Here is a 25,740-nt window from a genome sequence, read left to right as displayed (position 1 = left end):
CCACGAACCCGCATCGAACACCACTGAATTCTTCATGAACGACCCTTCGGGGGGTAAATGCCCGTTTTTGGGTGGTTCGATACAGCAAAGTGCCGGCAGCGGCATGCGCAACCGGGACTGGTGGCCCAACCAGCTGCGGCTGAACATCCTGCGCCAGTTCTCGGCCCTGTCGAACCCGATGGGTGAGGATTTCAACTACGCCGAGGAATTCCAGAAGCTCGACTTCGCTGCCGTGAAGCAGGACCTGTTCGAGCTGATGACCAATTCGCAGGACTGGTGGCCCGCCGACTACGGTCACTACGGCCCCTTCTTTATCCGGATGGCCTGGCACAGCGCCGGCACCTACCGCATCGCCGACGGCCGCGGGGGCGCGGGCTCCGGCATGCAGCGCTTTGCGCCGCTCAACAGCTGGCCCGACAACGCCAACCTCGACAAAGCCCGCCTGCTGCTCTGGCCGGTGAAGCAGAAATACGGCAAGCAGATTTCGTGGGCCGACCTGATGATTCTGGCCGGCAACTGCGCGCTGGAATCGATGGGTTTCAAGACGTTCGGCTACTCGGGTGGCCGCGCCGATGTGTGGGAGCCGCAGGAGGAAGTGTACTGGGGTTCGGAAAAAGAATGGCTCGGCGACAAGCGCTACACCACCGGCCGCGAGCTGGAAAACCCGCTGGCGGCCGTGCAGATGGGCCTTATCTACGTGAACCCGGAAGGCCCGAACGGCAACCCGGACCCGCTGGGCTCGGCCCACGACATTCGCGAAACCTTCGGCCGCATGGCCATGAACGACGAAGAAACGGTGGCTCTGATTGCCGGCGGCCACACCTTCGGCAAAACCCACGGCGCGGCCGACCCCAGCAAATACATTGAGCACGAGCCGGCAGCGGCAGGCATCGCGGAGCAGAGCCGCGGCTGGAAAAACTCGTTCGGCAGCGGCAACGCCGGCGACACCATTACCAGCGGCCTGGAAGGCGCCTGGACCACCACGCCCGCCCAGTGGAGCAACGACTACTTCAAGCACCTCTTCGGCTTCGAGTGGGAGCTGACCCACAGCCCCGCCGGTGCCAACCAGTGGAAACCAAAGGACAATGCCGGCGCCGGCACTGTTCCGGATGCCCACGACCCGGCGAAGTCGCACGCGCCCTTCATGCTGACGTCCGATATCGCCCTGCGCGTGGACCCGGCCTACGAGAAAATCTCCCACCGTTTCCACGAGCACCCCGAGGAGTTTGCCGATGCCTTCGCCCGCGCCTGGTTCAAGCTCACGCACCGCGACATGGGCCCCCGCGCCCGCTACATGGGCCCCGAAGTGCCCACCGAGGAGCTGATTTGGCAGGACCCCATCCCCGCCACCACGTATGAGCAGATTGACGAAGCCGATGTTACCGAGCTGAAGGCCAGGCTGCTGGCTTCCGGCCTGTCGGTGCCGCAGCTGGTGTCCACGGCCTGGGCGGCGGCCTCCACGTTCCGGGGTTCCGACAAGCGGGGCGGGGCCAATGGCGGACGCATCCGGCTGGCTCCCCAGAAATACTGGGAAGCCAACAACCCCACCGAGCTGGCCAAAGTGCTGGACACGCTGGAAGGCATTCAGCAGGAATTCAACGCCGCGCAGGCGGGCGGTAAGCAGGTTTCGCTAGCCGACCTGATTGTGCTGGGCGGTTCCGCCGGCATCGAACAGGCCGCGCAGGAAGCCGGCCACGACGTAAAAGTGCCCTTTGCCGCCGGCCGGGCTGATGCTTCGCAGGAGCAAACCGACGTGCAGTCATTCGCGGCCCTCGAACCCGATTCCGACGGATTCCGCAATTACCTCAGCGCCAATCATATTGCCGTAGCTGAGGCCATGCTGGTCGACAAAGCCCAGCTCCTGACCCTGACCGCGCCGGAAATGACGGTGCTGGTGGGTGGCCTGCGGGCGCTGAACACCAACTTCGACCACTCCAGGCACGGCGTCTTCACCGACCGGCCGGGCGTGCTCACCAACGACTACTTCGTGAACCTGCTGGACATGGGCACCACCTGGAAAGCCATTTCGGACGATGACGAGGTGTTCGAAGGCCGCGACCGCAAAACCAACGTGGTGAAGTGGACCGGTACCCGCGTGGACCTCATCTTCGGCTCGAATTCGGAGCTGCGGGCCCTCGCCGAAGTCTACGCGACGAGCGACGCTACCGAGAAGTTCGTGCGCGACTTCGTGGCCGCCTGGACCAAGGTGATGAACCTGGACCGATTCGACCTGGCCTAAGCGCCGGGTTAGCAATGGCCCCATTCAGGGGTCGCCACAAAAGAAAGGCCCGTCGCGCGACGGGCCTTTTTTGTGGCGCTGAACTGCCGCTTGTTCCACAGGAAGCGCGGCGGGCAGCGGGCTGGCTGAGGCCGGGCAACCGGCCTGATTTGTGCCGCAACCTGCTGCACGCGGGACAATTCGGGGATGAATTTCAGCTATTTCCGGAATATCTGCGTAAAACCCCGCTCTCCCTACTTGAAAACTGACATGCGCTACATCCCTTTTTTATCGCTGGCCCTCCTGCTGGGCTGCGCCAGCACCGACCGGCCGGCTTCCGAAACTCCTACCGTATCCACCGTTCCGACGGTGAGCCGGGCCTTTGATGTACCCGCACTTGTTGGCATGAATGCCGACGAAATTGCCCGGCCCTTAGTCAGCCAGTCCGTTCGGCCCGACCACGACCAAACGCCCCGCGAATCGGCGACCGGCGGCACGGAAGCCCTTTACACCTACTGGCGCGACACGACTGCCCTGGAGGTCAGCTACGACCCGGCCACGCTGCACGTCAACAGTTTTTTCATTAAAACCAAGAGCGGGCACACCGCCGACTATACCTCGCTGCTGAAGCTGGCCAACGTGAGCAAGTACGACAAGCGGCTGACCATCGAGCCCATTGCCTCGGTCGAAAATCCGCAGCAGTTCACCGGCGTAAAGCTGGTGCCGGCCGTTCAGTAATCAACGCACCGTCACGCGCTTGCTGGCCTCGCGCCCAAAGCGGGTGGGGAAATAAACCAGCTCCGCTTTGGCGGGGTTGAGGGTGTAGCGGCCGGGGTAGCGCGGCTGCAAAGCCACGCGGAACGTGTGGCGGCCCACGGGCAGCAGGTCGAGGAAAATACCGGTTTGGTGGCGCAGGTACTCGCGGTGCGTTTCGTACCGGTTTGGTGCGGCGTGTGGCGCGTAGGAGCAGCCGGCCGGAACCGGAATTTCGAGCAGCACGTAGCGGGCTTCGGCGCGCACGTCCACGGTCACAACCAGCTCAACCGGCTGGCCGGCCTTGAGCCGAACCGAATTGCCGCGCTGCCCATCCAGCACACTGCTGACCGTGAACGGCGCGGCCTGCGCGGCGGGCGCAGGATTCCAACGGGTTTGATAGACGGTGGCGTAGACCGGCAGTGCTCCTTGCTTGTGGAGCGTGAGTGAGCCAGCGCGGGCCGGGTGCTTGGCTACGTAGGGCAAGGCCACCGGCTGGCCGGCTTCTCCCCCACCGCCAAGTTCCACGGTGGCGGCCAGCAGCGCCGTCGAGCTGCCGGCCAATAAATCCGGGCCAATGGTTTCGAGAATCTGGGCGGTTTCGTAGGTGCTGGCCCAGTGGCCGCCGTTGCGCTGGTTGAGCAGGAACGTGCGCAGGCGCAGCAGCTCGGCTGTTTGGCCACCGGCAGTGCGCAAAATGCGGTAGACCTGCAAAGTAGCGGCAATGCGGCCCGCCAGCAGGTGCTGGTAGTAGCTGGTGGGGTGCAGCGTATCGGCGTAGAAAACGCCTCCCAACTGGGTTGCAAAACGGAAACGGCGCAGAGAATCGAGCCGCACGGGCAGTTGAAGCTGCTGGCGAAATTCCGTGAGTGCGAGGGCACGGTCGAGGGGCTGGCGGCCGTGCTGGCCCCGGCCGAGGCGCAGCAGATAAGAGGCATAATCGAGGGGCGCACCCAGGCAATGCAGCAGCTGCAGAAGGCGCAGCCGGTCGTCATCGAGCCGGAAATAGCCCGTGTAGGCTGGATAGCCGGTTTTGGGGGTTGTAATATCGAAGGTCAGGTCCAGCTCGCTCAGCAGGTAGGCGCGGACTTTACCCCGCTCAAATTTCACCGCGTAGCCCTGCTTTTCGGCGGCCAGCAGCGCATCGAGAACGTGCAGCGTGGCCCAGGGGCTGGGCGCGGCCTGCGGCCAGGTCCCCCAGAGGCCCTCCGGCTGGTGGCGGCCAGCCAGCAGACGGCGAATGAGTATGCGGACGTTTTTTTCCTGAGTAAAAGGCTGGTGCTGTAGCGCCATAATGCGCTGGCTCAAAAGCAAGCCGATGAGCTTGGACGCCATTTGCTCGTTGCAGAGGTAAGCGTAGCGGTTCAGGTGCTCGATTTCGCGCAGCAGCACGGGCAGGGCGTCGGCTTCGATGCGCACCTGCACCTCGCCCAGGCGGGGGTCGACGGGCAGCGTGAGCGTGGTGTCGGCGGCGGTGAGCACGGCGAACGTGCCCACCGTTTCGCGGCTACCGGCCGGCAGAATGGGCACGGTGCGCTGCTCGCCGTCCTGGTAGCCGCTGGGCTGGCGCAGGCTGTAGGTCAGCTGAATAGAATCGGCCCCGGTGGCGGGCGCGGCCACGGTGAGGGTGTCGAGCACAGACGTGGCCACGCGGTGCGCCTGGGTGCGGGCCGGGCCGTCGCCCACCCGGAAGCTGGTGACGACCTGGGCCGTATCGGGCAGGTAATTCAGCGTTTTGCCCAGAATGCGGACTTCGTCGCCGGCCACCAGGAAGCGAGGCACGGCCAGCTCGGCGCGCAGGGCTTTGAAGGCGCGCAGGCGGGCGGTGGCGCTGCCCAGCCGGCCGTGGTCGTCTGACACCAGCGCAAACGTGTCCCAGCCGGTCACGTCGTCGGGCAGGATGACGGTGGTGCGGGCCTGGCCCTGGGCATCGGTGACGAGCGTGGGCCGCCACCAGGCGTAGTCGCGGAAGTTTCGGCGCAGCGCCAGGCGCGGGTCGGAGCCGCCTTCCGGCCCGGTGGGCAGGCCGGGAATAACCCCTGGCCCGGCCGCCATGCCGGTTTTGGTGGTGATAATGATGACGCCCCCGCTCGCCCGGCTGCCATACATGCCGACGGCTGAAGCCCCGGACAAAACGGACATGCTGGCAATGGCGGCGGGGTCTAAATCAGCCAGCCGGATGTTCATCGGCAGGCCATTGACGATGAGCAGCGGCGCGGCAACACTGCTGCTCAGGGCGCTGCTGCCTCGAATAGTTATTCGCCAGCCCGTGTTCCCAATGTTCACGCCACTGACTTTTCCACTGAGCGTATTCAGCATGGTTGTGGAAACTGAGGCGGTCAGGTCGCTCCGCCGCTGCGTTCCATAACCCACCACTACCACTTCCTCCAGCTGCTTTGAATCGACGCTTAAACCAATGAAAACCTGTTCGTCGGCGTGCACCGCCCGCTCCTGCGAAACGAAGCCGACGCTGCTAAAAGCAAGGGTAGCCACCGCATTGGGCATGGCCAGCTCAAAGTCACCTTTCGCGTTGGTCGAAGAGCCCAGCGTGGTACCTTTCACCAGCACAGTCACGCCGGGCAACCCTTGGTTGGTGCTGATATCGACCACCCGGCCAACCACGGTTTGCCAGGAAAAAGGCACATTGACGGGCCTTTCCGTGCGCATTTCCTTGCGTATTGGCGGTACAGGCGGCAGGGCAAAATCGCGGCGCAGCTGCCGGTTGAAGGCGTGGCCTTGCGGGCCGGGCGGCTGGTGGTCGGCGGCCAGCAGCTGCACGTAGGTGGTGCCGTTGGGCTGAATGAGCACAGGCTCGGCCGGGGCCAGCGTGCTGCTGTCGGCCAGCAGTAGAACGAGGCGGTAAGCGCCCGGCGCGAGGCCTTCGAAAGCACGGTTACCGGGGGCGTAGCGCGGCTTGGCGCCCTTGACAACGGAGATGAGGCGCAGCCAGCGCACGGCGGGCAGCGCGGGCACCAGCGCACGCGGCCAGCCGGGCTGGCGCACCAGCAGCCGCCCCTGGCCGGGCTTGGTTTCGAAGATAATAATGGGCACCGCCGGCCACATTTCCGGCGCGGATTGGGGCTGCAAACTGGCCAGCACCTGCGCCGGCGACAGCGCAAAATCGCCCAGCGGCAGGCGGCCCTTTTCCCACGGCCGCAATCCGTTGTGCCCGTCGTAGCCGCTGCCGGTCAGCAGGCCGTAATCACCTGGCACGGCACTGCGCAGGCGCATTTCGCCGGACCGGAAGCGGTAGTGGTACAGCGGCTCGGGCACGAAAGTGGCACGCAGGCCATCGGCCCGGCGCAGGGCCACCGAATCGGGCCGGAACGGCCCCGCCAGCCAGGACCCCGAGCCATTGTTCCAGCGCACCTGCTGCCAGCGTTGGCCCTGGCCCAGCACCAGCGGGCCAGCCTCGCCGGCCGCGTGCCAGGTCGGGAAGGCGTGTTTCAGCGTTTCGTTTTGCTCGAACAGGACCAGCGAGCGGGCAAGGTTCAGCCGCTCCTCGGGCCGCAGGGAGCCGCGCTTTTCTATTTTGAACTCCTGGCAAACGGCGTTGATATCCACGCTGAGCGTGAGCTTGCAGCCGGCGCGCAGGAACATTTCGGGCAGCGTGAGCAGGTGCTCCGCCGTGCGCAGGCTCAGGCGGCACAAGCCCGCAGCGGCCACTACGGAATAGGCTTCGGGCGCACTCACGTCGTGAATCCAGACCGGCAGGCCGTTGACGTAAATAGCCAGGATGGGGACTTCCACGCCGTGGTCGAGCACGAAAGGCGCGAACTGCGTGAGGCCTGCCGGCGCCTTGCGGTACTCGTAGAAAAAACCGCCCTCGGGGTACAGAAACTGGTAGAACCGCAGCGAATCGAGCCCCAATCGGCCCCGCCAGGCCGCCCAGGGCAATGGTTTCGCGGCGGGCTTTTCGGCGTCATTTTCGAAGCCGGCCGCCAGCCCAAAGCGTCGCCGCGAGGCCCTTCCCGGCACGTAGGGCTCATAATTGGGCAACCTTGGCACGTCGGCGCGGGCAAACTTGCTGGTGTAGGCGTAGCTGGTAAGGTCGGCATCGGGCACGGGGCGGCCGGCCACGTCGGTCACGGTGTATTGCAGCTCCAGGCGCTGGCCGGGGTAGGCCACGGCGGCCTGCTCGGCCCGCACCGTGAGCTGGTGCCGGGCCAGCGGCACGGTGTATTCGGCGGCCCGCATCTTGTCGCCCCACCAGTAGTGCAGCGACACGTACCACGGCTCCGAACCAGCGGCGCGGAGGGCAAGCTGTAGCTTCGGCACCGCCCCCTGTCCCCGCCGCACCAGTCGGTTGCCCCGGTAGAGGAAGTAGCGCACGGGCAGCCGACGCGGGTTGTCGAGGTGCAGAAACAGCGAATCGGTGGTGCGCTCGGCGTTTAATGCCACGGCGGCGTTGGTTTCGGTCAGGGCCAATTGGGCCACGCGGCCGGCGCTATCGGCCACCTCATAGGCAATGGCGCGCGGGTCGAGCAGCAGGCGGGCGGGCAGCGTGAGGCGCTGCGTGACCAGGGCTACCGCCGGGCCGCCGGTGGCGCTGCCCCGCACCGTGAGGGTGGCCGCGTGCGGCACCGAAGCCCGCCCGGCCCACTCATAGCGCAGCAGCACCGAGTCGGCGCGCAGCTCCAGACGCAGCTGGCCGGGGTCGAGGTGGCGCCGGGCGGGGGCGGTTTCCTGGTGCCGCTCGTTGTCGGCATTGAGGAAGGTTCCCGTCACGGTATAGGCCAAATCAGCGGCCGGAAAGCTGCTTTCGGGCACGTTCACGCGGGTTTCGCCCACGGCATCCAGCGGCTGGCGGTGGGTAAATAGCGTGTCGGGCACGAATAATTGCCGGCCGGCAAACGGGCCCGGCTGCCCATTAGGCGTGAGAGCGAGGTGCAACCGGGCATCGAGCAGGCTGAGCTCGTTGGCATCGGTGCCGCGCAGGTACACGGCCTGGGCTTCGCCGGCGCGGTGCTCGGCGTGGGCCAGGCGCAGGGCGTAATGCGTGTCGTCCAGCTCGTAGTCCTCGGCTCGAAACGTGGTTTCCAGCAGCTGCCGGCCGCGCCGGGTGCGCAGGCGCAGGGTGGGCTGGGTGTCGGATTTCAGGTTGAGGGAGTCCGGCAGAGGCAGCACCAGCTCGTAGCTGCCGGGCCGCACCGGGCGCAGAATAGCCAGCCGCCGCTCCCGCTGGCCATATTCGGTGCCCAGCCACAGGCCCAGCGGCCGGGAATACGGGTGGCCGTTGCGGCGGCGCAGCACCCGCGCTTTCAGGCGCAGGGTGTCGCCGTGCGGGCGGTAGCGGGGCTGGCTGAGGGCGAGGTAGCCGGTCCAGTGCGTTTGGTGGCCGGAGTGGTTGTCGGGGTCCGAGCGGCGCTCCTGACGCTCATCGCGCACGTCTTCGTTGAAAACCGAGCGCAGCAGGCCAATCAGGCCGGTATTCACCCCCGAAGCATGGTGCAGGTCGCGCACGAATTGCTGCCCCGGCCGGCTCGCGTAGCCCACCGGAAAGCCGTAGAGCAACCGGTTTCCCAGGCGGTGCCAGTAGCCCCGGCTTCGGCCGTGGCCCGGAATAGCCGCATTGCGGGTGAGGGCGTGGTAGGTGGTGCGCCCGCCCACGGTGAGGGCCAGCAGCCCCGGCCGGCCCCGGCGGGCGCGGCGAAAAACCCCACTGGCGGCGTCATAGGGCACCATGTGGCCGTGCAGCCGCAGTTGGGCATCGGTCAGCGGCCGGCCCAGGGTGTCGCGCACCAGCACGCTCAAATCCACCTGGTTGTCCAGGACAATCACCTGCCGGTCGGTTTCGGAGCGCAGCCAGTACACCAGCTGCGGGCCCTCGGTGTGCGCCACCAGGTAGTAGCCCAACGGCAGCATGGGGCGCGGCACCTGCGCGCTATCGGTCGCGAAAGAATCCACGACCTGGGTGAAGAATTCGGCCCGGGCTGAGCTCAGCCCTTGCTCATACAGCTGCCGGGCCTGGGCGTCGGTCAGGCGGAAAGTCTTGGTGAAATAGCTGCTTTGCCGGGCCTTGGCCACCGGTTGTTGGGCCCGCACCACGGGCGCGCTCAGCAGAAAAATCAGCAGGAGGCAAAGTAGACGTGAAGACATGCGCAGCGGAGCAAAAGGCCAGGGAATTGGTAGCCTGATGCCGCCCCGCAGCTGAATTCACACGGGCTGGCGCATAAAAAAAATCGGGGCTTACTCCCCTACCAGTCGCTCGGCCAGGCTCTCGATGTCGGCGCGACGGGCCAGCACGGCCAGCCACCCGGCCGGGATACCGGCTTCGCCATACGCCAGCCCGGCGAGGCCGCCGGCCACCGCCCCGGTGGTATCGGTGTCGTCGCCGAGGTTCACGGCGGCCAGCACGGTGGCGGCGTAGGTATCGTGCTTCAGCAGGCACCAAAGGGCCGCTTCGAGGGTGTGAACCACGTAGCCGGTGGAGGAAATATTGCTTTCCTCCAAGCCTGGCAGCTTGCCATTGAGCACCGCTTGATAGTACCGGTCTTCCACAACGGCGGGAATGCTGCCGTTTTTCAGCCACGGGCCAGCCAATTGGCGCATCTGCTCATAAGCTGCGCCGATTGAATTTCCGGCCAACAGGCCCCGCGCCACCAGCAAATACAGAAAACAGCCCAGCGTGGAGCGTGGGTGGCCATGCGTGACGCTCGCCACGGCTTCGGTCAGCGCCCAGGCGGCATCAAGATTCAGGTTTTCCGCTTGCCAGGTGTCGTGAAAAACCAGCGGCAAAATGCGCATCAGCGCGCCGTTGCCGTTGTCGGATTCGGAGCGCGGGCCGGCTGCCGAGGGCGCGGTGCCCCGTTGCATGCGGTCGATGGCAATGCGGGTAGCATTACCCACATCGAACGTCTGATTCGTGGCAGTCCAGTATTCATGGTACAGCCAGTTGATGCTGCGACGGGCGAAATCGCCCAGGTCCGGCATGCCCGTCCGGCCATTGGGCCGGGCCAGGGTTTCGGCCAGGCAAAAAGTCAGCGAGGAGTCATCGGACCAGGTCCCGGCCGGCTGGCGGTGCGTACCGTAGGCGCGCATCCCGGTCACGGGGTCGAGCACGCGGGCCTGGCGGGGCTGGAATTCCACGGGCACGCCGAGGGCGTCGCCCACGGCCAGGCCCAGCAGGGCGGCGCGGGCGGCAGCAGGCAGAAGAGGTAGTTGCATGGGCACAAGGTAGTAGCTTTGGCCGCAACCGCGAACGGACCTTTGACTGGCAGTCCGCAACTGTTCCCCCCCATTTCCTTCCGGCCGCTTCAATGATAATGAGCTACCATTTCGCACTACGCTGCTGCGGGGCAGCCCTTTTACTGGCGGCAATCAGCTTTTGCGCCAATGCGCAGCCCTTGGCCACGACCAAGCTGTCCCGGCACCTCTCGGTTCTCAACGACCGGGCATTCGCCGATTTTCCGGCCGCCGCCGTCAGCAGCGCCCGGCCCACCGATATTATGTCGACCGACCGCAACGCCAACCTGGAAACCCGCATTGTGCTTGATGCGCAAGCCAGCCGGCTGGTTTTCTTCGCACAGGAGCTTTTTGCAACGGGCGACAAAAAATCGGTGGCCCGGTTTGCCGGGGAGGAAAGCTTGTCAATCGGCGCAAAAACCACCGTCCTCGCCGACGATGGCCAGCTGTTCACGACCCTCTCAACCCCGATAAAATTTGACACCACCCAGGCGGCCATCCTCGTCAACTCGTTGCTGGTGAAACTGCCCGACAACACCGTTTTCCGCCTCGCCGCCTATATCAACCCCGCCGCCTATGCGCACCGAGCTGATTTCGAGGCCCTATCGGCCCGGGTGTTCGGGTCGCTGAAAGTGGGACCGCGGCAGGTCAACCGCACGGCCCACACCGAAACTCCCGCCGTGCTGGGCTCCGCCAAAAAGCTCAGCATTGACCTGCCCACCGACTTCGCCTTGAGCACCGACCAGAAATATGACTTCCAGGTTTTCAACTTTCACCACTACCGGCCGCTGGGCACGCCGGGTCGCGAAATCCTGACGGTGTACGTGGGACGGCACCCCTCCTACTTTTTCCGGGAATTTGGGTTTGAGCGCGACGATGCCCGTCTGCTAAAAGGGAATTTTCTGGGCAAGCCGGTAAACTGGCTGCACTTCGCCAATCCCACCAAAGCCCTCTATGTGCAGGAGCAACAGCTCGATGGCAGTGTGCTGGGGCCCGGCCTCACGCTGCACGTAGGCATGGTGGGCAGCACGGAAGTTGCCATCGGCGAGTTGGTGAAAGTAGCGTCCAATATATCCGTAGCCCGGTAGGCCGCCGTCGGCACTGCGGGCTACTGGCCGGCCGCCGGCATCGGCGCGATGCCCGAGAAGCTTCCGCCCGAAAATTGGCGGGTGTGCATGCGATGTCTGCGCGCCGCACCGGGCTTGGGCAACCGTGGCTGCTACATAAACAGCTTGATAAACTTGTCCCAAAACCAGCTTTTTTCGGCCTGCATGAGACGCGTAAGCATCTTATCCGACACCGTGGCCAGCTGCTGAATATCGGCCAGCACGGCGTGGAAAGCCCGGTATTCGGGGTCGGCGGCATCGCCGGGCAGGGCGGCCAGCTGGTCGAGGCTGCGCTTCATCTGGTCGAGCTCGCGGCGCTTGCGGGCCCGGATGATGCAACGCGTGACTTGCAGCATGTCCTTCTCGGCCACGAAGAACTCGCGCCGCTCGCCGGGACGCAGCTCCTTATAAATCAGGCCCCAATCGAGCAATTCGCGCACGGTCATGCTGGCGTTGCCGCGCGATATTTTCAGCTGGTCCATGATGTCTTCGGTGCTCAGCGCGGCCGGGCTCACCAGCAGCAGCGCGTGCACCTGGGCCAGGGTTTTACTCACGCCCCAGCTCGCGCCCGACACGCCCCAGGTGTGGATGAATCGCGCTTTGGCTTCGGCCAGCGGAAGGCCGGAGGAATTGGTAGGGTTCATCGGGAAAGTAGTTTAGGTGCTGAGCAGGCTGCAAATGGCCGGCTTGCAGGTGGGATAGTGAAAGGTGAAGCCCAAATCCAGCAGGCGCTGCGGGTATACTTTGCGGCTTTTGAGTATCAATTCGGTTTCGGTGCGCAACATCAAAGCGCCGATTTCCAGCAGCCATTTCGGCTGGGGCAGGCGCAGCAGCGGGCGCAGCCCCTGGCCCAGCAGCCCGTTGAACTCGCGGTTCGGTAGCGGATTGGGCGCGCAAACGTTGAAAGCCCCGCCTTCGGTGGTTTGCGTGGCCAGAAACTCCACGGCCCGGCAAAAATCCTCCACGTGCAGCCAGCTCACCCACTGCCGGCCAGTGCCTTGCGGCGTGCACAGGCCCAGCCCGGCCAGCTTCGCCATTACCGGGAACGCGCCGCCATCGCGCCCCAGCACAATGGAAGTGCGCAAAGCCACCTTGCGCGTGGCCGGCACGGCGCAAGCCTCGAACGCCGCTTCCCAGGTTTTGGCCACCTCAACCGAAAAGCCCGTCCCGATGATGCCCGCCGCTTCGGTATTAGCCGGCTGGTCGCCTTCGGTATCGGCATAAATAGTGGCCGTGGAGGAGTTGAGCCACACTTTGGGCGGCACCAGGCAGGCGGCCACGGCCGCGCCCAGCACGCGGGTACTCTCCACCCGGCTGGCCATGATTTCGCGCCGGTTGGAATCGGTGTAGCGACAGTCCACAGTGCGGCCGGCCATGTTCACCAGCACGTCGGCCCCTTCGAGCTCAGCGGCCCAAGGGCCCGGCGTATGGGCATCCCAGCGCACGTTATCGGGCCCGGCTGCCTCGCTCCGGCTAATGATAACTACCCGATACCCAAGCGCCTGAAAGTGTCGGCGCAAGTGGCTTCCCAGAAACCCGTTGCCCCCGGCAATGACCATTTTCGGTTGTTGCATGCGCTTCTGCCCTATTTGGGTAGCCGCCAACCGGTCAGTTCCGGGGCGTTTCCGTTGGACGAGACAAATGTATCACAAGTTTCAATAATTATTGAAACTTGTGATACATTATTTATAAACGGCCTGTTGTGCTTTCGTTGTACTCATCGCGAAATGATTGAGGAAAATCAGGTGGGGGTAGAGACGCAACATTTTGCGTCTTGTCGTTACTGATATTGTTATCACTGCGCAGTCCGGTGCGTCCCCAGTCGTTCAACGACGAAACGCAAAGTGTTGCGTCTCTACCCCACTCTCGCAAATCACTTCGTGACGAGAATAGATAACCGAACATCGTGCTCAGCACGACGTCCCCTAGATTATCGTTAGCCGCTTTGGTAAAACGCCTGCCGCACCCGAATCAGGAGTTTCTCAGCGGCGGCCTTATCGGGCGCATCCGGCAAGGGAGAGTGTGCAAACGCTGATTCTACCCGTTCCACTAGTTTCTCTGCTTCGGCTACTAATTCCTCGTATTCAAATTCGCCGCGCCGGATTTGCAATAGGAATTCGCGATTCGGCCGGTGCACATTTAATTGCCGGGTTTCGGCAATCTCCTCGGCCATTTGCAGCAGCCGAAATACGTGCAGCATATTTTTTGCGTCGTAATTTTTGCCGTGCTGCACGGTATTTTGATAGCGCTCGGCATTACGCTTTTCTACCCATTCCCAATACTCCCGAAAAGCGCGGCAATACACGCTGTAGCCGTTGCGGTTGAAGGACAAATACGCCACCGGCTCCTCTCCTTTCGGCACGGCGGAAAGCAGCACATCCTGGGAGGTTTCGGCATCGCGCAACAAGCCCCGGTAGCCGTGAATTCGCGGCGGCGTTGCATCGACAAAAAGCGCGTACAAATCGGTGAGATGGGGCACGTTGGCCAGGCCGCATTGCGCGGCCTCGTAGCCGTGGCGGTCCAGCCAGGCGGCCACGGGCTGGGCTCCCGCGCCCACCGTCACGTAGCAGAAATCCAGTACCGACTTGCGGGCCGGCGGCTCGGGATGATTGATTTTCTTGTTCAGGCCTTTGGCTTTGCGAATTTGCGCCACGGCGTATTCAGCAAAGCTTTGACGGCAAAGTTTCGAGAGAAAATCCGCTGCTTTAAATTGCTCAAAAAGCGGGTGTTTATAAATAACGCAGTTGGCTGGTGTACCCAATAATTCGAGCACGGTCGGATTATTTTTCAACAATAACTCGACGAAACGGCGTAATTCATAAAATACCTCATCGTTGGTTTCATTGGCCACCTGCGATACGTAATCGAGGCCGAAAAACTGGTTTTCCGGCAGGATGAATACGCCTTTGAGGTCGGTATCAGAATGCGGCAGATTGGTGCCATAAGCCCGGCTCCCGCTGATGGCTTCGAAGAGAATAAGATTCTGGCGGCGCAGGTCGGCAATGGTCATGGGAAAGGAAGTGCCAGTCATTCGCATGGCGCGGAAAATATTAGTAGCTGGCCGCTAATTCAACCAGTTTATTTGTTGAAAAACCTTTTCAAAATCCGACTAATTAATCCCACTTACAAAAAACAGTGCGCTACAACGCTTCGCTGAGCAACGCCCGAAACACCACATCAATATCCCCGACGAGGCTACTGGCCCGCGGCATTGGCAGGACATCGCGCTCCGCCTGACTCGCGGCGTATTCTGCCCGCAAAAACTCGACCAGCGCGGCAGGTGGGGCCACCGTCGTCATTTCGTCTGCCTCGGCTTTGGCCCGCAGCAGTTCACTGGCCATGGGGTCCAGCTCTACCGGCAGCAGTGCGCGCAACGGCTCAAATTCCATGGGCGGCAGCGTGTGCCGCTCCCGAATCCAGCGGGCGGCCAGGGCCGAGCGCAGGGCGTAGAACAGGCGCTTCAACCGTACTTCTTCCGCCGCCATGTCTTCCTCCACGCCGCGCCGCAGCTGGCCCAGGTAGTGGTGCAGGCCGGCTTTTAGGTTGAAGGCGGCCGGCAAAAGCGGGGCTAGTCGCGCCCGAAAATCAAGCGCCTCGTGATATACTATAGGCGATTGTAGCCACTCAAACACGGAGGCGTTGGAAGCGCGGAGCAGGCGCAGGGCCTTGCGCAGCTCCCAGCCGGCGAGGTCCAGTTCCTCGTCCATCGGGAAGTTTAGGGTGTCGCGGCCTTCGTCCAGGGTCAGGTACCAGTCGGCGGGGTGGCAGTAGATGAAGCGAACATCGTAGTCCGAATCGGGCGAGGGGAAGCCCCAGGCGCGACTGCCCGACTCACAGGCGTACAGAATGCGAATGCCGTGGGTGGCTTCGAGGTGGGCGAGGGCCGTGGGGATGCGAGCTAGCATGGGCAATGTAGTGGTTTTCATCGGGCCGCGGCCAACCGGCAGCACTACGAAAGTAGCACGAGCCGCCACGTGGCCCTACTTTCGCAGCATCACTTTTACACTGGCACCGGACCGCGCCCCTCCCCATGCACAAAGGACGACTCGAAGCTTTCAGCGATGGCGTGCTGGCCATCATCCTCACCATCATGGTGCTGGAAATCAAGGTGCCGCACGGGGCCGATTTCGCGGCCCTGGAACCGCTGCTGCCCGTGGTCCTCAGCTACGTACTGAGCTTTATCTACATTGGCATCTACTGGAACAACCACCACATGATGCTGGCCAGCACGAGCAAAGTATCGGGCGGTGTGCTGTGGGCCAACCTACACCTGCTGTTCTGGCTCTCACTGGTGCCCTTCGCCACGGGCTGGATGGGTGAAAACCATTTCGCCCTCGCCACCTTGGCCGTGTATGGGGGCCTGCTGCTGATGGCGGGCGTGGCCTACAATGTACTCCAGAACTGCATCATCGCCATCGAAGGACCACATTCGACACTGGCCCGAGCGGTTGGGCGCGATTACAAGGGCAAGGCTTCCCCCCCGCTCTACTGCGCTGGCATCGCGGCCAGCTTCTGGAACCCTTGGGTGGCGGGCGGCATCTACGTGGCCGTGGCGCTGATGTGGCTCATTCCGGACCGGCGCATTGAGCGCATGCTGGCCGGGAAAGTCTAAAAGATTGCCGCGACGAGCAGGTGGGTTGGTGGCCCCATTCTCCCGCGTAGTTATTCAGAGCCCCGAATAATCAGTCGGCCGCAGGAAAGTGATGTCGATGTGGGACACGTTGTGCTGATACTCGGGCAGGGTGGAAAGTTTTTTCCATTCGGGGTCGCTGCCGAAAGCTTTCCAATGCGCTTCCCGCGCCGGCATATTCGCAAAGGAAGTCATGTACATGAGGTTGGGCATTTTCGCGCCGAAAACTACTTCGCCATAGAAAATTCCGTTGAATTGCAGCCGGTCAAATAATTTAATTTCTTTGCCGGCATTGAACATTTGGACTTTGTTGCGGAATAGCTTTTCGCTAGCCCCTTCATAGCTGCGCAACTCATAAACCCGCTCATTTTTGGGTGCATCGAGTTTGGGCGCAGTCAGCCCAGCCATCTCATCGAAGGCGCGGATGAGGATGGTTTCCTGCCGGGTATAGGCCGGATTGTTGTAGGCGGCATTCACGTAGGCGCCGCCAGCAGCCAGCAGTTTGGCGGTCGTTTCTTTATCAACTTTCTCCCACTGTTTCAGGGAGGTAAACGGCGTGAAAACATACACGCGCCTATCGGCAGCAGTATCGTTGCCAATGGGTTTAAATACCCCAACGGTGGGAATGCCCGCCGCGTGCAGCGCCGGCAGGTATTGCCGCTGGAGAAAGCTGTCAATCAGGGCTTCCTGCCGGCTGGTTTTCAGGTGATACACCTTCAGCTCAAAATACGTGGGGCGCTCAGCGGCGGTAGTTGTTGCAAAGCCGGCGCTGGTCAGCCAAAAGCCCAGGCAGGCAATGAGGAACGGGAGGAAAAGCTGTTTTTTCATGAATAGGTCAGCATTAGTGCTTAGCCACAAGTACGTGGTGGGCGCAACAACTGCTACTTATCTCCTTCGCTGACACTATTGTTTGCCCTGGCCGGCGGCCAATTGCGAGCAGCACCATACTCTGGTTGATAAAGCCGAAGGAAAATACCTCAGGCAATGACGGCAGCCTCGCGGACTTGACTGAGGCTGCGGAAGCAATTCACGGCGCTGGAGTGACTGATTTCCTGAAGTCAGAAGCGTAACTTGTGACTATTGAAACCGCCAGAAAATGCAGGTATATTCGCTGGATGAAGTCATTGATAAGCACCTCGGCTCCATTAGTACGCCCAAGCGCGATGCCTTTGAGGCAGAACTCCGCCTCGACCTGCTCGGCAAAGCCATCAAAGAAGCCCGCCTGCAACGCAACCTGACCCAGCAGTAGCTTGGGGAACTGGTGGGCGTGCAAAAAGCGCAGATTTCCAAGCTGGAAAACAGCCTGACCGATGCGCGTTTCGACACGGTGACGAAGGTATTTAAGGCGCTAAACGCGAAGGTTAATTTTAGTGTGGAATTGCTGAATCAGAGTTTGCCAGTTTTGTAGAAATCGTAATTACGAATAGTTTACACACATGAATTGGAAAGATTATGAAGTTGAAATTGCCTCCTATTTTAAAGAACAATTTCCGAACACCGAAATCACCCACAATGCGAGCGTAGACGGCCGGTATTCTAAAACTAAGAGGCAAATTGATATTTTAATTGAAGACTATGTTGCTGGCAACAGAATCAGAATTGTTATCGATGGAAAGTTTTTTTCCAAAAAAATTGATGTCAAAGATGTTGAGATGTTTATTGGCATGTTGAATGATTGCGAAGCGAACAAAGGTTTACTTATTACTCAGCAAGGATTTAGCCCGGCAGCAATCAATAGAGCATTTTCAGACCCAATCGATATAGAACTCGATATACTGAATTTCAAAGACTTGAAAGATTTTCAAGGCTTCGAAGGGATTATTTATAGCGGAAAGTCAGGAGCAATTGTAACTGCACCTTTTGGCTGGATACTGGATGGCACTCGAAGAGAAGGAATATTAGCGTCTTTCTATCAGAGAGGCTTGAGTTTTGAAGAGGCTGGAGATTCAAAAGAATTCATGTACGTTAACTTAATTGCTAAGGATGCTGATACATAGAGCCTTGATGACCTTCTGAGCTTCCAAGAAGCTTACACAATGCAGGATTTTCCTGCTGCCAAAATCAGCTATATACCAACTATTAAGAGAAATGACTCATCTGTCAAAATTCGTGTAATTGATATCCCATCTTATCCGAGCAAAGAGTACACAGGGTTTGTAGAATTCGACGACTTAATCTTTTTCTGCGTCATGTTCACGCCACTTGAATTGAGCAAAAAGAATATCAGGAAGCTGGAAAGTATTATGCTTCGGGTTTTACCACTGAATGTCAACCAATAATTTTATTAATTACAGCCGTGGGTCCACCGCCTCACTTTCCAGCGCGAGCACGCCGAAGACGCACTGATGCACGCGGCGCAGGGGCTGCCGGGCCACGAAGCGTTCCAGGCCCTCCACGCCGAGGGCGAACTCGCGCAGGGCGAGGTTGCGCTTGGCTTTCACGTTGCGTTGGCGGAGGCGGTCGAGGTTGCCGGGCAGCAGGTAATCGGGGCCGTAGATGATGCGCAGGTACTCGCGGCCCCGGCACTTGAGGGCGGGCTGAAGCAGGCCGCCTTTGCCCTGAGGGACGAAGTCGTAGGGCTTCACCACCATGCCTTCGCCCCCGGCGGCGGTGAGGTCGGTCCACCACTGGATGGCGGCTTCGATTTCGGCCGGGTCGGCGAGGGGGACGACGCGGTAGGGTGTGGCGCGGAGCAGGCCGGGGTCGGCCAGGGCGAGGGAGCGTAGGGTTTCCATGTGCCAGGCGTGGTCACGGTCGAAGTAGGTGCGGCCTTCGGTGGCGAGCAGGTGGAAGGGGGCCAGCTTGAGGTCATCGAGCGAGTGGACGGGCCAGCAGTAGCGGCGATAGGCGGCGGCGTAGTGGGCGGCGGCTTCGCGGCGGGCGGTAGTACGGGCCAGCAGGGCGTCGATGCCGTCGAGGTTGCGGGCGGCGGCTTCGGTGAGGGCGGCTTCGACCTGGGGCAGGGCAGCGTTGGCGGCGGCGGCCACGGCGGCGTACTGGTTTTTCACCAACTCCTGGGCTTTGGCCGACCACGGCAGCAGCTCGGCATCGAGGCAGACCCAGTCGGTGTCGAATTTCTCCCAGAAGCCGGCCGTAGTGAAGGCATCGCGCAGGCGGGCGAGGAAGGCGGTTTCGAGGGCGGCATCGGTGAAGAAGTTGCGGCCAGTGCGGGTGTAGCACTTGCCGATGCCCTCGCCCACGAGACCCAGGCGGCGCTGGATGGTGGCTTCGTCCTTACCCAAAACCACGACCACGCGGCTGCCCATATGCTTTTCTTCGCACACCACGCGCTCCACGCCGAGGCGTTTGTAGTAGTCGAAGGCTTCGGCGGGGTGTTCGAGCAGGTCGGGCAGGGCCGAGGTTTCGGTGGGCGACATGGTGGGCGGCAGGTACAGCAGCCACTTGGGGTGCAGGGCGAAGCGGCTCATCACCTCCAGGGCGGCCACGGCGTTTTCCTCGCGGATGGTGACGCCGCGCATCAGCCGGGTTTCGATGAACTGCTTGCCGGTGACGTCGCGGATGTCGAGCAGGTCGTCTTGTTCGTGCTGGGCAGATTGTAGCGCGGACTCTGTAGTCCGCGGGTCCGGGAATCGTTCTGACTCGCGGACTACAGAGTCCGCGCTACTGCGGCGGTAGTTGAGCGGGCGCACGGGCTCGCAGTAGACTTGCGCGGCGGGCACGGCTACGAGCTCGCGCTCGGGGTAGCGCAGGGCGGTGAGGCGGCCACCAAACACACAGCCGGTGTCGAGGTCGATGGTGTTGTTGAGCCATTCGGCATCGGGCACGGGCGTGTGGCCGAAGGCGACCATCGCCCGGCCCCGGTACTCGCGGGCCCATTCGTAGCGCACGGGCAGGCCGAATTCGTCAATCTCGCCGGTGCTTTCGCCAAACAACGCGAAGGCCCGCACGGCGCCCGAGCCGCGCCCCTGCATCTCCTCGGTGAGGCCGGCGTGGGCCACCACCAGCTTGCCGCCATCGAGTACGTAGTGGCTCACCAGGCCGTCGAGGAAGCGCCGGACTTCACTTTTGAAGGCTTCGGGCTCGGCTTCGAACTGGGCCAGGGTTTCGGCCAGGCCGTGGTTGACGGTGACTTTCTTGCCGTTGAGGTGGCGCAGGAGCTTGATGTCGTGGTTGCCGGGCACGCAGAGGGCGGTGCCGTCGCGCACCATGCTCATCACAAGGCGCAGGACTTGCGGGGAGGCGGGGCCGCGGTCCACGAAGTCGCCGAGGAAGATGGCCTTGCGGCGCGCCTCATCCCCCCGGCCCCCTTCTCCGATGGAGAAGGGGGAGCCTGGCGATTCCTGACCGTGCATTACCGGTGTCCCCTCTCCATCGGAGAGGGGGTCAGGGGGTGAGGCGCTCGCGTGAACGGTCAGCGGCGCCACCACCCGCACGCCCAAATCCCGCACATCCAGAATCGGCTCTTCCAACACCTGATACCCCAGCTGCTCCAGTAGCGCGCACAGCTCCTCGTAGCAGCCGTGCACGTCGCCGATGATGTCGAAGGGGCCGGTTTCCTCCTTGCGGTTGTTGTAGAGACGGTCGCGGGTGAGGTGCTGGACGGCGTCGATTTCTTCCACGCTACGCAGGTGGTGGACGTGCCGGAAGCCCTCCTCTTTCAGACTGCGCAGGCTGCGGCGCAGCTGCTGGCGGTGGCTGGCAATGACGTGCCGGCCCAGGTGGCGGCGGTCGGGGCGCTGGGCGTTGCGCTGCTGAGCCACGGATTCGGGCACGTCGAGCACGATGGCCACGGGGAGGACGTGGTATTGGCGGGCCAGGGCCACCAGGGGCTTGCGGCCTTCGGGCTGCACGTTGGTGGCATCGACCACGGTGAGCAGCCCGCGCTTCAGGCGCTTGGCCACCAGGTAGTGCAGCAGCTCAAACGCGTCTTTACTGGCCGATTGGTCGTTTTCATCGTCGGCCACGTAGCCTCGGCAGGCATCCGACGACACGATTTCCGTGGGTTTGAACAAGCGCCGGGCGAAGGTGGATTTGCCCGCGCCCGTGCTGCCGATGAGGAGGACGAGGGAGAGTTCGGGGAGCTTGAGGGTATCTTGGGGCATTGGAAAGGTACTTGCTTCAAAAACGACGATTAAAAAATGCTTAACCCTGACTCCTCTATTAAAATAACGTTTACGCCTGAGCTAGATGAAGCCTTAGACAAGCTAATGGGCAATGAACTGATGCCTCATACATGTCAAATTTTCGAGATGGATACTAGCTCTAAGATGAAACCATTTGGTTCTGGTATAATGGCTTTTTTAGGTGGACATCACTACATTCTAACTGCAGCACATGTAGCTGAACATCTAACGCAAACCAAACCATTGTTTATCAAAAGTCGTGATGGCTTCACTGCAATAAGTGGTAAAGTTCTGGTAACAAACCTTGGTGTTGATAAAACAATAGACCTAGCCTATATAAAACTTCACCCCCACATACTTCCTGCTTTAGAAGGTGGCTATAGGTTCCTTCCTATTTCAAAATTCCGTGGCCATTCAGAGCTATTCTATGCAACACAATATTGCGTTTTTGGATATCCAGAGGATAGCACCAAAGAGATAGATGGAGAGTTGCAATCTCAAGCAGAAGGGTTTTTCGTTGAACCTGCTAAGGAAAAAGTTTATGAGTATTATAAGTTCGACCCAAAAACATGTTTCATTCTTGATTTTAAGGGAAAGGGAGTAGATGTCCGGACAGGAGAAGATAAAAAAATCAAAATTCAACCATATGGCTTAAGCGGTTGCGGTTTATGGCTACTATTACCAACTCATCAAAACGAAAAATGGACAGTCGATTACAAGCTAATCGGCATTATGACAGAATTTAAAAAAGGCAAATACTACTGTCTAATCGGGAACAAAATAAGTCTTGTCCTTGATGCCCTAATGAAGGTCGAGGAACTAAAGCTTAGTACTAAACCCGTCGTTAAAGAGTAGTTTCAAACACCGCCATCTGCGAGGGCGCGCCCACGCCTTCCACCTCCTCCCCCATGCCCACCAGCCGCACCTGATACCCGTGCCGCCCGGCCACGCCGGCAGCCCAGGCAGAGAACTCGGCGCGGGACCATTCGAAGCGGTGGTCGTCGTGGCGGAATTCGCCGGCGTTTAGCTTCTCGAAGAGTTGGTTATAGTCGGCGTTGGGGGTGGTGACGAAGACGTGCGCCGGGCGGGCCTGACCAAACACCACGGCTTCGAGGGCGGCGAGGCGGTTTTCGTCCAGGTGCTCGATGACTTCGACCAGGGCCGCCGCGTCGAAGCCGGCGAGGCGCTCGTCGCGGTAAAGCAGCGAGCCCTGGATGAGGTCGAGGCGGGTGCGCTGGCGCGGGGGCATCTCGTCTAGGTGCAGGCGCTGGGCGGCGCGGGCCAGGGCTTGGTGCGACACGTCCATGCCGAGGAGGTACTCGATTTTGGACTGGCGCAGGAGCAGCCGTAGCAGCTTGCCTTCGCCGCAGCCCAGGTCGAGCACGCGTTTGGGACCTAGTTCATAGATTTCGTGGGCCACTTGCTGGAGGCGCTGGTCGTGGAGGCTCAGGCGTTGGTCGCCCTCCCCGTTCACCTCACCCCCCCGCCCCCTCTCCCGCGGAGAGGGGGAGCCTGACGATTCTGCAACGGGCATTTCCGGTGCCCCCTCTCCACGGGAGAGGGGGTCAGGGGGTGAGGTTTCCGTCAGGTCCTCATCCCCTTCCATCAGCCGCGCCAGCGTGGGGTTCACGTACGCCGCCAGGTAGCGCAGGTAACGCCGCGTAATAAAGCCGCGCTCCGGGTGCTGGGGCAGCCAGTCGCCGCCGCGGTGCAGCAGCTTTTCTGCTTCGTTTTCGCCGATGTAGTAGTGCTTGTCGTTGTCGAGCACCGGGAGCAGCACGTAGAGGTGGGTCAGCACGTCCTGCAGGCGCAGGCCGGCGTGGTGCAGGTGCAGGGTGTAGTAGCGGCTGTCGCCCCACTCCGGCACGGTGGGGTCGAGCGGCGTGGTTTCGATTTCCACTTCGTAGCCCAACGGCTCAAAAAGGCGGCGCGGCCAGTCGGGGCCGGGCGCGGATACGACGGCCACTTTCACGGCCAGCGGCAAAGCCTGGGCGGGCAGGTCGGGCTTGTCTTTGCAGGTGCCGTTCATGGCCGTGCCGAAGGCTTTGCTCAGGGCCGCGCTCAGGAAGGACGAGGCTACGTAGGGCCGGTCGTTCACGTATTGCTCCAGGGCAAAGCCTTCGCCATTGCTGCCGCTGCGGCCGCGCACGAGTCCGATGGGGTCAAGGTCGAGCAGCAGGGCGGCGGTGCAGCGTTCGGCGGAGGCTTCGGGATAGAAGATGTGGGCCTCGCCGCCGGCTACTTCGATGCTTTGCAGGCGCGCCGGGTTTTTATGCAGCAGGTAGCCGAGGTCGGTGGCGGGCTGGTAGGTGGTGGAGATGGTGAGGAGCATGAGCAATAAGCCAGAAAAACGGGTGGCCGAATGTAGCACGGCACCGGCCAGAACCAGGCGACGTAGCCGGATGACAAGTAGGTTTGTATGGTATAAAGCCGTTTTTTGACCGGCCGCTCCTCCCACTTTCACCGTTGCTCCCAGTGCCTGACACAACTCCTGCCGCCGCTCCCATCGGCCCTTCTCTGAACGATTTCGCCTGCTTCTACCTCTACGGCCTCACCAACCATCCTTACCAGCAATCGACTGATTTAGCGAAGTTTGGAGAGCTGTATGCCTTAGCTATCGGCACCCACGGTGGGTTGGGCATTGCCAGCTCGTTTCACCCTTACCAGTTGGTGAATCCGGCGGGCGTATCCGTATGGTACGCGGCCTACGCGCAGCTCTACGCCCAACCCAACCGCCTCGAACTATTCGCGGAAATGACGCTGGAAAAGGCGGCATTCGTGGTGGTACCGCCGGCTTCATTCGCCGAATTCCACGTCTGGCCCGATAGCCGGCTGACGACCGACGAAAACCCGATTTTCGGCCGCTTCGTCCCGTTCGTGCTGCCGTTCCTGGTACGCAAAAACCCCGAGGCCTTGCGCTGGGACGCTGAATTCGCCGCCGCTGACGGCGACAAAGACCGGCTCAGCCCCTACCTGAAAGAGGTGAACCAAGCCATCAAATTCGTGCAGCCCGCGCCGGCTTTCGTGCTGGGTTTCGGGGAGTTTGATGAGCAGCAGCCAGAACAGTTGGTTGAGAAGTTTCTGAGCTGCCGGGACCTGCTACTGTGATGTAGCATGGACTCTGCAGTCCGCGAGTACGCCGGTTATCAGCCCAGTTGGTGCGAGTCGCGGACTGCAAAGTCCGCGCTACTTTCCACCGCCGTGCCGCTCAGAAACTGCTGGTACCAGCGGCCCGAGTCTTTCACAATGCGCTCCTGGGTGTCGTAATCGACGTGAATTAAGCCGAAACGCGGCCCGTAGCCCTCGGCCCACTCAAAATTATCGGTCAGGCTCCAGGCAAAATAGCCGCTCACGTCCACGCCCTCACGCTGGGCCCGCAGCACCTGGCCGATAGCCGCTTGCAGGTAGGCGCTACGGGCCGGGTCGTGGATGCGCCCCCCCGTTGCCACATCCGGGAAAGCTGAGCCACTTTCGGTTACGAGCAAAGTTGGTGCATTTGGATAAGCCGCAAACTGCTTTAACATTTGGCAAATCGACTCCGGATATACTTCCCAGCCCATGTCGGTATAGGGCACGCCGCGCTGCTTGGCAGGCACCAACGATGCCCATTGCAGCGGCAGCCAAGGCGAAAATTTCACCACTTCGCGGGTGTAGTTCTGGATGCCCCAGAAGTCGAAATCGAAGGTCATGCGCTGTTCGTCGCCGGGCTTCTGGTAGCGGTCCAGCAGCCAGCGCAGGGCGGGCAGTTCGGCCACGGGGTAGCCCAAGCCGAGGGTAGGCTCCACGAAAAAGCGGTTCAGCAGGGCATCGGCGCGGCGGGTGGCGGCTTCGTCATAGGCATTACCGGGGCGTTGCGGCGTGAGGTAGGAGCACGAAAACGTGGTACCAATCCGGGCCGAATCCGGCAGCAGAGCGCGCAGGGCGCGGCCGCCCTCGGCCTGGGCCAGCGTGGCATGGTGGGCCGCCGCCAGGAAGGCCCCGAGGTGCCGCCGGCCGGGCGCGTGCACGCCCAGCAGGTGCCCGGCGCCCACAAACACCATCGGCTCGTTGAGCACGGCCCAGTGCGGCACGCGGTCGCCGAGGCGGCGGGCCATAATCTGGGCGTATTCCGAAAACCAGCCCACGATGCTGCGGTTGGCCCAGCCGCCTTTGGCCTGCAACGCGCTGGGCAAGTCCCAGTGGTAGAGCGTGAGCATGGGGCGCAGGTCGCGCTCCAGGCAGGCATCCACCAGCCGGTCGTAATAGTCGAGGCCACGCCGGTTCACGGCCCCCGTGCCCTCGGGCAGCACGCGGGGCCAGGCGGCTGAGAAGCGGAAGTCCGTCAGGCCCATACCGCTGGCCAGGTCCAGGTCGGTTTCGTAGCGGTTGTAGAAATCGGTGGCCACGCGCCCGTGCTCGTTGCGCCGAATGGCTCCCTTGCGGCGCGTAAAATCGTCCCAGATGCTCGGGCCTTTGCCCTGGTGCTGCCACGCGCCTTCGGTCTGGTAAGCGGCGGCCGAGGCGCCCCAGTGGAAATCGGGTCCGAAATCGGCCCGGGAAAATGGCAGGGGCGCGGAGGCCGGAAAGAAGGCCGCCGGCAGCGGTTCGGCGTAGCGAGGTGGTAGCTTAATCATGCGCGGGGCGCGGAAGAATTAGAAATAACGGGTATAGCCTGAACGTCATGTCGAGCGCAGCCGGGACATCTCGCTTGTATCGTTGACCAATTTAATTACTGCTGCACGCGCGATGTCCCGGCTGCGCTCGACATGAGGTTCTTTTTCGCGC

At 61.9% G+C, this 25,740-nt stretch carries 17 protein-coding genes and 1 pseudogene; 8 read left to right on the top strand and 10 right to left on the bottom strand.

From position 1 onward, the window contains the following. The first annotated feature begins 34 nt into the window (after positions 1–34). Positions 35–2,239, top strand: a complete 2,205-nt coding sequence (gene katG, locus J4G38_RS11680; RefSeq protein WP_210519497.1) for a catalase/peroxidase HPI — start codon at positions 35–37, stop codon at positions 2,237–2,239. A 237-nt stretch (positions 2,240–2,476) separates the two neighbouring features. Beyond that, positions 2,477–2,956, top strand: a complete 480-nt coding sequence (locus tag J4G38_RS11675; RefSeq protein ID WP_210519450.1) for a hypothetical protein — start codon at positions 2,477–2,479, stop codon at positions 2,954–2,956. On the opposite strand, the gene J4G38_RS11670 is transcribed toward J4G38_RS11675, so the two are convergent. Next, the gene (locus J4G38_RS11670) at positions 2,957–9,070 is read right to left on the bottom strand and encodes a carboxypeptidase-like regulatory domain-containing protein (protein WP_210519447.1); all 6,114 of its coding nucleotides are present in this window, start codon (positions 9,068–9,070) and stop codon (positions 2,957–2,959) included. It abuts the gene before it with no gap. A gap of 90 nt (positions 9,071–9,160) precedes the next feature. After that, the gene (locus J4G38_RS11665; protein ID WP_210519445.1) at positions 9,161–10,138 is read right to left on the bottom strand and encodes an ADP-ribosylglycohydrolase family protein; all 978 of its coding nucleotides are present in this window, start codon (positions 10,136–10,138) and stop codon (positions 9,161–9,163) included. A gap of 179 nt (positions 10,139–10,317) precedes the next feature. On the opposite strand from J4G38_RS11665, the gene J4G38_RS11660 reads away from it, so the two are divergent. After that, positions 10,318–11,244, top strand: a complete 927-nt coding sequence (locus J4G38_RS11660) for a hypothetical protein (RefSeq protein ID WP_210519443.1) — start codon at positions 10,318–10,320, stop codon at positions 11,242–11,244. 131 nt (positions 11,245–11,375) lie between these two features. Here J4G38_RS11660 and J4G38_RS11655 read toward each other — a convergent pair whose 3' ends face one another. The 4 genes from J4G38_RS11655 to J4G38_RS11640 all read right to left on the bottom strand — a co-directional run bounded on the left by J4G38_RS11655 (position 11,376) and on the right by J4G38_RS11640 (position 15,167). Beyond that, positions 11,376–11,906: a GbsR/MarR family transcriptional regulator gene (locus J4G38_RS11655; protein WP_226163364.1), complete on the bottom strand. Its 531-nt coding sequence runs from the start codon at positions 11,904–11,906 to the stop codon at positions 11,376–11,378. A gap of 12 nt (positions 11,907–11,918) precedes the next feature. Beyond that, the gene (locus J4G38_RS11650; RefSeq protein ID WP_210519441.1) at positions 11,919–12,836 is read right to left on the bottom strand and encodes a TIGR01777 family oxidoreductase; all 918 of its coding nucleotides are present in this window, start codon (positions 12,834–12,836) and stop codon (positions 11,919–11,921) included. A gap of 362 nt (positions 12,837–13,198) precedes the next feature. Next, positions 13,199–14,293, bottom strand: coding sequence for a DNA polymerase beta superfamily protein (locus tag J4G38_RS11645; RefSeq protein ID WP_226163362.1), 1,095 nt, complete (start codon positions 14,291–14,293; stop codon positions 13,199–13,201). Positions 14,294–14,402: 109 nt separating this feature from the next. Next, entirely contained in the window at positions 14,403–15,167 is a 765-nt protein-coding gene (locus tag J4G38_RS11640) for a nucleotidyltransferase domain-containing protein (RefSeq protein ID WP_210519437.1), read from the bottom strand. A 125-nt stretch (positions 15,168–15,292) separates the two neighbouring features. Here J4G38_RS11640 and J4G38_RS11635 point away from each other — a divergent pair, with 125 nt between their 5' ends. Continuing rightward, the gene (locus J4G38_RS11635; protein WP_210519436.1) at positions 15,293–15,874 is read left to right on the top strand and encodes a TMEM175 family protein; all 582 of its coding nucleotides are present in this window, start codon (positions 15,293–15,295) and stop codon (positions 15,872–15,874) included. 54 nt (positions 15,875–15,928) lie between these two features. On the opposite strand, the gene J4G38_RS11630 is transcribed toward J4G38_RS11635, so the two are convergent. Beyond that, a complete protein-coding gene (locus tag J4G38_RS11630; protein ID WP_210519435.1) occupies positions 15,929–16,720 on the bottom strand; it encodes an NIPSNAP family protein in 792 nt (263 codons plus the stop codon). Between the two features lie 268 nt (positions 16,721–16,988). On the opposite strand from J4G38_RS11630, the pseudogene J4G38_RS11625 reads away from it, so the two are divergent. Both J4G38_RS11625 and J4G38_RS11620 read left to right on the top strand, forming a co-directional pair. Continuing rightward, positions 16,989–17,300, top strand: a pseudogene (locus J4G38_RS11625) (helix-turn-helix transcriptional regulator). Between the two features lie 28 nt (positions 17,301–17,328). Beyond that, complete coding sequence (locus J4G38_RS11620) at positions 17,329–17,889, top strand: restriction endonuclease (protein ID WP_210519434.1); 561 nt, start codon at positions 17,329–17,331, stop codon at positions 17,887–17,889. Positions 17,890–18,180: 291 nt separating this feature from the next. On the opposite strand, the gene J4G38_RS11615 is transcribed toward J4G38_RS11620, so the two are convergent. Then, on the bottom strand, positions 18,181–20,955 hold the full coding sequence (locus J4G38_RS11615; RefSeq protein WP_210519433.1) for a polynucleotide kinase-phosphatase: 2,775 nt from the start codon (positions 20,953–20,955) through the stop codon (positions 18,181–18,183). Positions 20,956–20,991: 36 nt separating this feature from the next. Here J4G38_RS11615 and J4G38_RS11610 point away from each other — a divergent pair, with 36 nt between their 5' ends. After that, entirely contained in the window at positions 20,992–21,831 is an 840-nt protein-coding gene (locus J4G38_RS11610) for a serine protease family protein (protein ID WP_210519432.1), read from the top strand. On the opposite strand, the gene J4G38_RS11605 is transcribed toward J4G38_RS11610, so the two are convergent. Further along, a complete protein-coding gene (locus J4G38_RS11605; protein ID WP_210519431.1) occupies positions 21,821–23,308 on the bottom strand; it encodes a 3' terminal RNA ribose 2'-O-methyltransferase Hen1 in 1,488 nt (495 codons plus the stop codon). The two genes, J4G38_RS11610 and J4G38_RS11605, sit on opposite strands and share 11 nt — an antisense overlap. A 143-nt stretch (positions 23,309–23,451) precedes the next feature. Here J4G38_RS11605 and J4G38_RS11600 point away from each other — a divergent pair, with 143 nt between their 5' ends. Further along, positions 23,452–24,084: a hypothetical protein gene (locus J4G38_RS11600; protein WP_210519430.1), complete on the top strand. Its 633-nt coding sequence runs from the start codon at positions 23,452–23,454 to the stop codon at positions 24,082–24,084. Between the two features lie 38 nt (positions 24,085–24,122). On the opposite strand, the gene J4G38_RS11595 is transcribed toward J4G38_RS11600, so the two are convergent. Further along, positions 24,123–25,589: a GH1 family beta-glucosidase gene (locus tag J4G38_RS11595; protein WP_210519429.1), complete on the bottom strand. Its 1,467-nt coding sequence runs from the start codon at positions 25,587–25,589 to the stop codon at positions 24,123–24,125. Positions 25,590–25,740 lie beyond the last annotated feature (151 nt).

Origin of the sequence: Hymenobacter terricola (assembly GCF_017921975.2) — a bacterium.
GTDB classification, from domain to species: Bacteria; Bacteroidota; Bacteroidia; order Cytophagales; family Hymenobacteraceae; genus Hymenobacter; species Hymenobacter terricola.
This window is presented reverse-complemented; position numbering and strand designations above follow the sequence as displayed.

Bases quoted from the DNA above. Each gene is read 5' to 3' on its own strand.
- katG (WP_210519497.1), top strand. From the start codon at position 35: ATGAACGACCCTTCGGGGGGTAAATGCCCGTTTTTGGGTGGTTCGATA.
- J4G38_RS11670 (WP_210519447.1), bottom strand. From the start codon at position 9,070: ATGTCTTCACGTCTACTTTGCCTCCTGCTGATTTTTCTGCTGAGCGCG.
- J4G38_RS11665 (WP_210519445.1), bottom strand. From the start codon at position 10,138: ATGCAACTACCTCTTCTGCCTGCTGCCGCCCGCGCCGCCCTGCTGGGC.
- J4G38_RS11655 (WP_226163364.1), bottom strand. From the start codon at position 11,906: ATGAACCCTACCAATTCCTCCGGCCTTCCGCTGGCCGAAGCCAAAGCG.
- J4G38_RS11650 (WP_210519441.1), bottom strand. From the start codon at position 12,836: ATGCAACAACCGAAAATGGTCATTGCCGGGGGCAACGGGTTTCTGGGA.
- J4G38_RS11645 (WP_226163362.1), bottom strand. From the start codon at position 14,293: ATGACTGGCACTTCCTTTCCCATGACCATTGCCGACCTGCGCCGCCAG.
- J4G38_RS11640 (WP_210519437.1), bottom strand. From the start codon at position 15,167: ATGCTAGCTCGCATCCCCACGGCCCTCGCCCACCTCGAAGCCACCCAC.
- J4G38_RS11635 (WP_210519436.1), top strand. From the start codon at position 15,293: ATGCACAAAGGACGACTCGAAGCTTTCAGCGATGGCGTGCTGGCCATC.
- J4G38_RS11630 (WP_210519435.1), bottom strand. From the start codon at position 16,720: ATGAAAAAACAGCTTTTCCTCCCGTTCCTCATTGCCTGCCTGGGCTTT.
- J4G38_RS11620 (WP_210519434.1), top strand. From the start codon at position 17,329: ATGAATTGGAAAGATTATGAAGTTGAAATTGCCTCCTATTTTAAAGAA.
- J4G38_RS11615 (WP_210519433.1), bottom strand. From the start codon at position 20,955: ATGCCCCAAGATACCCTCAAGCTCCCCGAACTCTCCCTCGTCCTCCTC.
- J4G38_RS11610 (WP_210519432.1), top strand. From the start codon at position 20,992: ATGCTTAACCCTGACTCCTCTATTAAAATAACGTTTACGCCTGAGCTA.
- J4G38_RS11605 (WP_210519431.1), bottom strand. From the start codon at position 23,308: ATGCTCCTCACCATCTCCACCACCTACCAGCCCGCCACCGACCTCGGC.
- J4G38_RS11595 (WP_210519429.1), bottom strand. From the start codon at position 25,589: ATGATTAAGCTACCACCTCGCTACGCCGAACCGCTGCCGGCGGCCTTC.